At 72.6% G+C, this 9,098-nt stretch carries 1 protein-coding gene; it reads right to left on the reverse strand.

Annotated elements, in window-relative coordinates:
- Positions 1-9,074 (reverse strand): SDR family NAD(P)-dependent oxidoreductase (locus AB0K10_RS33050; protein WP_363690142.1); only part of this gene is annotated, 9,074 nt, incomplete at its 3' end.
- Between the last annotated feature and the right edge of the window lie 24 nt (positions 9,075-9,098).

The raw sequence follows: 9,098 nt of genomic DNA on the forward strand, positions 1-9,098 counted from the left end.
TCCGTGCGGAACAACGCGTCGTTTCCGACCCGGAGCTGATCGGCGGAAGCGGGCCGGGACACCAGGGACTCCACGCTCAGCACCGGCGCGCCGGTCTCGTCGGCGGCCACGATCGCGCCGCTGGACCGGGAGATCCGCACCCGCAGGCGGCTCGCGCCGGTGGCGTGCAGGCGCACCCCGGACCACGCGAACGGCAGCACCGTGACCGTTCCCCGGTCGGTGGCCAGCAGCGCGTGCATGGTCGAGTCGAGCAGCACCGGGTGCACGCCGAACCGCCCGGCGTCGGTGGCCATCCGCTCGGGCAGGACCACCTCGGCGAACACCTCGTCGCCTCGTTCCCACACCGCGGTGAGGCCGCGGAAGGCCGGGCCGTAGGCGTAGCCGCGCTCGGCGAACACGTCGTAGGCATCGTCCACGCCGACCGCCGTGGCGCCGGCCGGTGGCCACTCGTCCAGCCGGACTCCGGCTTCGGCCGTGTCGTGGCCGAGCGTGCCGGATGCGTTCAGGCTCCAGGCGCCGTCGTCGCGGCTGTGGACGGTCACGGCACGGGTACCGGTCTCGTCCGGCGCGGCGACCACGACCCGGATACGCGTGCCGTGCGGGGGCAGCAGCAGCGGCGCCTGGAGGGTCAGTTCCTCGAGAACCGGGGTGCCCACCTCGTGGCCGGCCTGGAGGGCGAGTTCCACCAGGCCCGCGCCCGGCAGCAGCACCGTGCCCAGCACCTCGTGGTCGGCGAGCCACGGCTGCGACGACGGTGACAGGCGTCCGGAGAACACGTACGTGTCGCCGTCGGGAAGTTCCGTTCCGGCGGGCAGCAGCGGGTGCTCGATCGCGGTCAGTCCGACGGCGGACAGGTCACCGGCGGCGGGGGCGGGCTCCAGCCAGTACCGGTCCCGCTGGAACGCGTAGGTCGGCAGCTCCGCGAAGGGGCCGGCCACGCCGGTGATGGTGGACCAGTCGACGGCGCTGCCCGAGATGTGCAGGCGGGTGAGCGCCTCGACGAAGCTGTGCACCTCGTCGCGGTCCTTGCGCGCCGTCGGCACCGCCTCGGTCAGCCCACTGAGAACACCGTCGGGTCCGATCTCCACCGCGACCTCGGCGTTCGCGGCGGCCACATTGTCGGCGAACCGAACCGCCTGCCGGACATGCTCGACCCAGTAACCGGGATCGGTCGGATCACCGCTGACGGCCAGCTCGACGACCGGCTCCTGATAGCTCAACCCCTCAGCCACCTGCCGGAACTCCGCCAGCATCGGCTCCATCAACGGCGAATGGAACGCATGGCTGACCCGCAACCGGCGCATCCGCACCCCGGCCAACGCCGCCTCGATCCGAGCCACGCTCTCCTCAGCCCCGGAGACCACCACCGCCGACGGCCCGTTGACCGCCGCGATACCCACCCGCTCATCGAGCAGCGGCACCACATCCGCCTCGGAAGCGGCGACCGCGAGCATCGCCCCACCCGCCGGCAACGCCTGCATCAACCGCGCCCGGGCGCCGATCAACGCGCACGCGTCATCCAGCGAGAACACACCCGCCACATGGGCGGCGGCGATCTCCCCGATCGAGTGACCCACCAACACATCAGGCTCGATGCCGAACGAGGTCAGAAGTCGGTAGAGGGCGACCTCGAAGGCGAACAGGGCCGGCTGCGCGTTGCCGGTCTTCTGCAACTCCTCCGGGTCGGAGCCCCACATCACGTCCCGGACGTTCAGGCGTTGCAGCACCTCGTCCAGGGCCTCGGCGAAGACCGGGAACTCGGCGGCCAACTCACGGCCCATACCGAGGCGCTGACTACCCTGACCCGAGAACAGGAACGCCAGCCGGCGTCCCGTCCTGGCGGTGTCCCGCAGTCCGGCCCCGCCCGCGGCGAGCGCTTCCAGTCCGGCCACGAGGTCGGCAGCGTCCCGGCCGACCACCGCCGCACGGTGCTCCATCGCCGTACGCGTCACCGCCAGCGCCGCGCTCAGCGCGACGACGTCGTCCCGACCGTCCACGACGGACAGGAGCTTGGCCGCCTGGCCGCGCAGGCCCTCGGCGGTGCGCGCGGAGAGCAGCCACGGCAGCACCGCCGGTGCGGGGCGCCGCACGATCGGCACCTCGGCCTCGGGCGCCTCCTCGATGATCACGTGCGCGTTGGTGCCGGAGATGCCGAACGACGACACACCCGCCCGGCGCGGCCGGCCATCACCGGTCCACTCACGCGGCTCGGCCAGCAACTCGACCGCCCCGGCCGACCAATCGACGTGCCGGGACGGCTCGTCGACGTGCAGCGTCCTGGGCAGCACGCCGTGGCGCATGGCCATGACCATCTTGATCACACCGGCGACACCGGCGGCGGCCTGGGTGTGCCCGATGTTGGACTTGATCGAGCCGAGCAGCAGGGGCCGTTCCCGGTTTTGGCCGTAGGTCGAAATCAACGCCTGCGCCTCGATCGGGTCACCCAGCGTCGTGCCCGTTCCGTGCGCCTCGACAACGTCGACGTCTGACGTGGACAAACCAGCGTTGGCCAGGGCCTGGCGGATCACCCGTTGCTGTGACGGCCCGTTCGGCGCCGTGAGCCCGTTGGACGCGCCGTCCTGGTTGACCGCGGAACCCCGTACCACCGCAAGGATCTTGTGGTTGTTGCGCCGCGCGTCGGAGAGCCGCTCCACCAGCAGCACACCGACACCCTCGGACCAGCCCGCGCCGTCCGCTCCGGCGCCGAACGCCTTGCAGCGCCCGTCCGGTGCGAGCCCGCGCTGCCGAGAGAACTCGATGAACGTGCCCGGCGTGGCCATGATGGTGACACCGCCGGCGAGCGCCAGGTCACTCTCACCCGAGCGCAGCGACTGCACCGCCAGGTGCAGCGCGACCAGCGACGACGAGCAGGCGGTGTCGACCGTGACAGCCGGGCCCTCGAAGCCCAGGGTATAGGCGACTCTCCCGGACACCACGCTGCCGGAACTGCCGGTCCCGATGAGCCCTTCCAGCTCACCACGGGCGCGCGGCGACAGTGATCCGTAGTCGTGGTACATGAGGCCGGCGAACACACCCGTCCGGCTTCCGCGCAGCCGAGCCGGATCGATGCCGGCCCGCTCGACCGCCTCCCACGAGGTCTCGAGCAGGAGGCGTTGCTGCGGATCCATCGCCAGCGCCTCGCGGGGGCTGATGCCGAAGAACCCGGCGTCGAAGAGCGCCGCATCCCCCAGAAAACCACCATGCCTGGTGTACGAGGTACCACGGTTGTCCGGATCCGGGTCATACAGCGCATCCAGATCCCAGCCCCGGTCGCCCGGGAAATCCGAGATGGCGTCCACCCCGCCGGCGGTTAGCCGCCACAGATCCTCCGGCGACTCCACCCCACCCGGATAGCGGCACGCCATGCCCACGATCGCGATCGGCTCGTCGTTCGCCGGTGCCACCGCCACGACCTCCTGGACGGCCCCGCCACCGCCGGTCAACTCCGACTCGATGTGCCCGGCCACGGCCAGCGCGTTCGGGTAGTCGAACACCAGCGTCGCCGGCAACCGCAGACCGGTCGCCGCGTTCAGCTCATTACGCAGTTCCACCGCGGACAACGAGTCGAACCCGAGTTCCTGGAACGCCTTCGCCGGATCGACCCGGTCCGGCGACGCGTAGCCGAGCACTGCTGCGACCTTCTCCCGCACCACATCCAGCAGCGGCCGCCCCGGTTCGCTCCGGTCGTGGTCGGCGACCGACCGGCTGACCCGGGGGGCCACGAGCCCGCGCAGCAACGCCGGAACGTCGGCCCGGGTTCGCAGCGCGGCGGTGTCGACCCGCAGCGGAACGAGGGTCGCCTCGGCGGTCGTCAGGCCGGCGTCGAACGCGGCCAGCCCTTCCTCGACCGACAGCGGCGGAATTCCCTGCCGGTGCAGGCGGTCGAGGTCCACGGCGCCGAGCTCGCGGGTCAGGCCGGTCTCGGTGGCCCACATGCCGAACGCCAGGGACGTGCCCGGCAGCCCGGCCCGGCGGCGGTGGAGGGCCAGCGCGTCGAGGAAGACGTTCGCCGCCGCGTACGAGCCCTGGCCGGCCGCCAGCACCAGACCACCGGCCGACGAGAACAGCACGAACGCCGCCAGGTCCAGGCCGGCGGTCAGCTCGTGCAGGTGCCAGGCCGCGTCCGCCTTGGCGGCCAACACCGGCGCGAGACGGGCCGGGGTCAGCGAGCCGACGAGGCCGTTGTCGCCGATTCCGGCGGCGTGGACCACGGCGGTCAGCGGATGCTCGGCCGGGACCGACGCGATCAGGTCGGCGACGGCGCCCCGATCGGCGACGTCACAGGCCACCACCGTCACCGACGCGCCCAGCTCCAGCAGGTCGTCGGCCCCGGGCGCGTCCGCGCCACGACGGCTGACCAGGAGCAGGTGCCGCACGCCGTGCTCGGCGACCAGCCGCCGCGCGACCAGGGCGCCCAGACCGCCGGTGCCGCCGGTCACCAGGACGGTGCCCTCCGGGTCGAGCAGAGCCCGGCCGGGCTCGGCGGCGGCCCGCTCCAGGCGCGGCGCCAGCACCACGCCGTGCCGGATCGCCAGCTCCGGCTCCCCCGAGGCAACCGCGGCCGCCGGGATCGAGTCGTCGTCGTCCAAGTCGACCAGCACGATTCGGCCCGGGTTCTCTGCCTGCGCGGCCCGCACCAGACCCCACACCGGGGCCTGGCCGAGGTCGACGTCCTCGTCGGGGCCGGGCGCCACCGCGCCCCGGGTCACCACGACCAGCCGGGCTCCCGCCGACCGGTCGTCGGCCAGGAACTCCTGGATCCGTTCGAGCACCGCCGTCGTCACCGTCCGGACGGCCGCCGGCACGTCGCCGGCGGACCGGGGCACGTCGAAGCGGGACCAGTCTCCGGCCGGCCGGCCGGGATCGGACAGCCGGGTCCATCCGGTGCGGAACAGTGGCGGGTTCGCGACGGTCCGCCCGGCGCGGGTCGCCCGGAACGCGAGCGAGCCGACGCGCGCCACCGGCGCCCCGGCCGAGTCGGCAACCTCGACCGTGACGGTGTTCGGGCCGGCCGCCGCAACCCGCACACGCAGCGCCGTGGCCCTGGTGGCGTGCAGGGCGACCCGCTGCCACGAGAACGGCAGGAGGGGCTGGCCCGCGACGGTCTCGTCGAGGAAGTCGCCGACGCCGGCGGTGTGCAGTGCCGCGTCGAGCAGGGCCGGGTGCAGACCGAAGCGGGCCACGTCGTCGTGCCCCTGCTCGGGGAGGACGATCTCGCCGTAGACCGCGTCCAAGCCGCGCCAGGCCGCTCGCAGCCCCTGGAAGAGCGGGCCGTACCGCAGGCCGAGGTCGAGGAGCCGGTCGTAGAAGCCGTCGAGGTCGACGGGCTGGGCGCCGGAGGGCGGCCACGCGGTGAGGCCGGTGCCCGGCTGTGCGGCATCGGCGGTGAGCAGACCGGTCGCGTGGCAGGTCCAGGTCTCCCGGTCGGGGCTGGAGTGGATCGCAACGGTTCGATCGCCCCGACTGTCGGGGCCACCGACGACGACCTGGACGTGGACGGCGCCGCCGTCCACGAGCACCATCGGCGCCTGCAGGGTGAGTTCGGCCAGGGCGGTGCAGCCGGCCTCGTCGCCGGAGCGTACGGCCATCTCCACCAGCGCCGTGCCCGGCACGACGAGCGTGTCGTTGACCAGGTGATGGGTCAGCCACGGGTGGGTGGCCGCCGACAGTCGGCCGGTCAGCAGCAGACCGCCGGTGCCGAGGATCTCGGTGACCGCGCCGAGCAGCGGGTGGTCGGCGTCGCCGAGCCCGACCGCTTCGGCGGTGTCCCGCACGGTCACGGCGTCCTGCCAGAACCGCTCGCGCTGGAACGCGTACGTCGGAAGTGGGATGCGCCGGGCCGTTCCGAACAGGTCGGTCCAGTCGACGGGGCTGCCCGCGACGTGCAGGCGGGCGAGCGCCTCGACGAACGCCTGAGCCTCGTCGCGGTCCTTGCGGGCGGTGGGGATCGCCTCGGTCAGGCCGCTGAGGACACCGTCGGGGCCGATCTCCACCAGGATGTCCGCACCGGCGGCGGCGACGTTGTCGGCGAAGCGAACGGCCTGCCGGACGTGCTCGACCCAGTAACCCGGATCGGTCGGGTCACCGCTCATGGCCAGCGCGATACTCGGCTGCCGATAGGTCAGGCCCTCAGCCACCTGCCGGAAGTCCTCCAGCATCGGCTCCATCAACGGCGAATGGAACGCGTGACTGACCCGCAACCGGCGCATCCGCACCCCGACCAACGCCGCCTCGACCCGGGCCACACTCTCCTCAGCGCCGGAGACCACCACCGCAGACGGGCCATTCACCGCCGCGATACCCACCCGCTCATCGAGCAGCGGCACCACATCCGCCTCGGAAGCGGCGACCGCGAGCATCGCCCCACCCGCCGGCAACGCCTGCATCAACCGCGCCCGGGCGCCGATCAACGCGCACGCGTCATCCAGAGACAACACCCCCGCCACATGGGCGGCGGCGATCTCCCCGATCGAATGACCCACCAACACATCAGGCTCGACGCCGAACGAGGTCAGAAGTCGATAGAGGGCGACCTCGAAGGCAAACAGCGCCGGCTGCGCGTTGCCGGTCTTCTGCAACTCCTCCGGGTCGGAGCCCCACATCACGTCCCGGACGTTCAGGCGTTGCAGCACCTCGTCCAGGGCCTCGGCGAACACCGGGAACTCCGCGGCCAACTCACGGCCCATACCGAGGCGCTGACTACCCTGACCCGAGAACAGGAACCCCAACCGGCCGTCCACCGTCGCGGTGCCGCTGAACACCCCCGGCCCGGTCTGCCCGGCGGCGAGCGCATCCAGCCCGACCAGCAGCCGGTCGCGGCCGTCGCCGACCACCACCGCGCGGTGCGTCAGGGCCGCCCGGCCCGAGGCCAGCGACCAACCCACGTCACGCGGGTCCGCCTCCGGCCGGTCGGCCAGCCAGGCGCGCAGCCGATCCGCCTGCGCACGCAGGGCCTCGGGCGACCCGGCGGACAGCGTCCACGCCAGAGTCCCCGCCGGCGACCGCTCCACGACCGGGACCTCGGTCTCGGGTGCCTGTTCGAGGATCACGTGCGCGTTCGTGCCGGAGATACCGAACGACGACACACCCGCCCGGCGCGGCCCCTCCCCGGCCCACTGCCTCGACCGCGTCAGCAGCTCGACCGCACCCGCCGACCAGTCCACGTGCCGCGACGGCTGGTCCACGTGCAGGGTCCGCGGCAGCACACCGTGCCGCATCGCCATGACCATCTTGATCACACCGGCCACACCTGCCGCGGCCTGGGCGTGACCCATGTTCGACTTCACCGAGCCGAGCCACAGCGGCCGGCCCGAATCCCGGTCCTGGCCGTACGTGGCGATCAGCGCCTGCGCCTCGATGGGGTCGCCCAGTGTCGTGCCGGTGCCGTGCGCCTCCACCGCGTCGACGTCCGAGGTGGTGAGGCCGGCGTTGGCCAGCGCCTGCCGGATGACCCGCTCCTGGGTGGGGCCGTTGGGCGCGGTGATGCCGTTCGAGGCGCCGTCCTGGTTGATCGCGCTGCCCCGCACGACGGCCAGGACGTCGTGGCCGTTACGGCGGGCGTCGGAGAGCCGTTCGACGAGCAGCACGCCCACGCCCTCGGCCCAGCCGGCACCGTCGGCCGTGTCGGCGAACGACTTGCATCGGCCGTCCGCCGACAGCCCGCGCTGCCGGGAGAACTCGATGAACATCCCCGGGCTGGCCATCACCGTGACACCGCCGGCGAGGGCCAGGTCGCACTCGCCGGTGCGCAGCGCCTGCGCCGCCAGGTGCAGGGCGACCAGGGACGACGAGCACGCCGTGTCGACCGTGACGGCGGGGCCTTCGAGTCCGAGCGTGTAGGACACCCGCCCGGAGATGAGGCTGCCGCCGCTGGTCCAGCCCGGCTGACCGAGGCCGTAGTCGTGGTACATGACGCCCGCGTACACGCCGGTGCGGCTGCCCCGACGGGAGTGCGGGTCGATCCCCGCGTGCTCGAACGCCTCCCACGACGCCTCCAGCAGCAACCGCTGCTGCGGGTCCATGGTGAGCGCCTCGCGCGGCGCGATCCCGAAAAACTCCGGGTCGAAGTCGGCGGCGTCGTACAGGAACCCACCCGCCCGGGTGTACGTCTTGCCCGGCACGCCCGGCTCCGGGTCGTAGACCTGCTCGACGTTCCAGCCTCGGTCGTCGGGGAAGCTCGAGACGGCGTCCACCTCATCGGCGACCAGCCGCCAGAGCTCGTCGGGCCCGGTGACGCCACTCGGGTAGCGACAGCCGATGCCGACGATCGCGATCGGCTCGTCGTTCGCCGCCGCGACCGGCACGGCCTCGGGCGAGGCGCCACCGCCGGTCAGCTCCGACTCCATGTGCCGCGCGACGGCCTGGGCGTTCGGGTGGTCGAACACGAGGGTGGACGGCAGTCCCAGTCCGGTGGCGCGGTTGAGTTCGTTGCGGAGCTCGACGGCGGTGAGCGAGTCGAAGCCCAGCTCCTGGAAGGCCCGACCGGGCTCGATGGCCGCTGTCGACGCGTGCCCGAGGACCTGCGCGACCTTCTCCCGGACCAGCTTCAGAACGGTACGGGCGCGCTCTCCCGCCCCCATCGCGGCGAGCTGCCGCGCCAGCACGGACGTGGCCGCACCGGCATCGGCCCGTGACGCCTGGCGCCGCTGCCGCACGAACCCGCGAAGGACCGCGGGCAGGTCGGTGCGCTCACCCAGCGCGGCCGGATCAACCCGCAACGGCACCAGCACTGGTTCGTCGCTCGACAGTCCGGCTTCGAACCCGGCCAACCCGTCCGCCACCGACAACATCGGCAACCCCTGCCGGCGCATCCGCTGCACATCCGCCGCAGCGAGTTGCTGCGACAAACCCGTATCGGTGTCCCACAAACCAAACGCCAGCGACGTCGCCGCCAACCCGAGCCCACGACGATGCGCCGCCAACGCGTCCAGGAAAACGTTGGCCGCCGCATAAGTGCCCTGCCCCGCCGCCAGCACCAAACCACCAGCCGACGAGAACAACACGAACGCCGCCAAATCCAAATCCGCGGTCAACTCATGCAAATACCACGCCGCATCCGCCTTCGCCGCGAACACCCGATCAAAACGCTCCGGCGACAA

Origin of the sequence: Micromonospora sp. NPDC049274, from assembly GCF_040678875.1 — a bacterium.
Lineage (GTDB): Bacteria > Actinomycetota > Actinomycetes > Mycobacteriales > Micromonosporaceae > Micromonospora.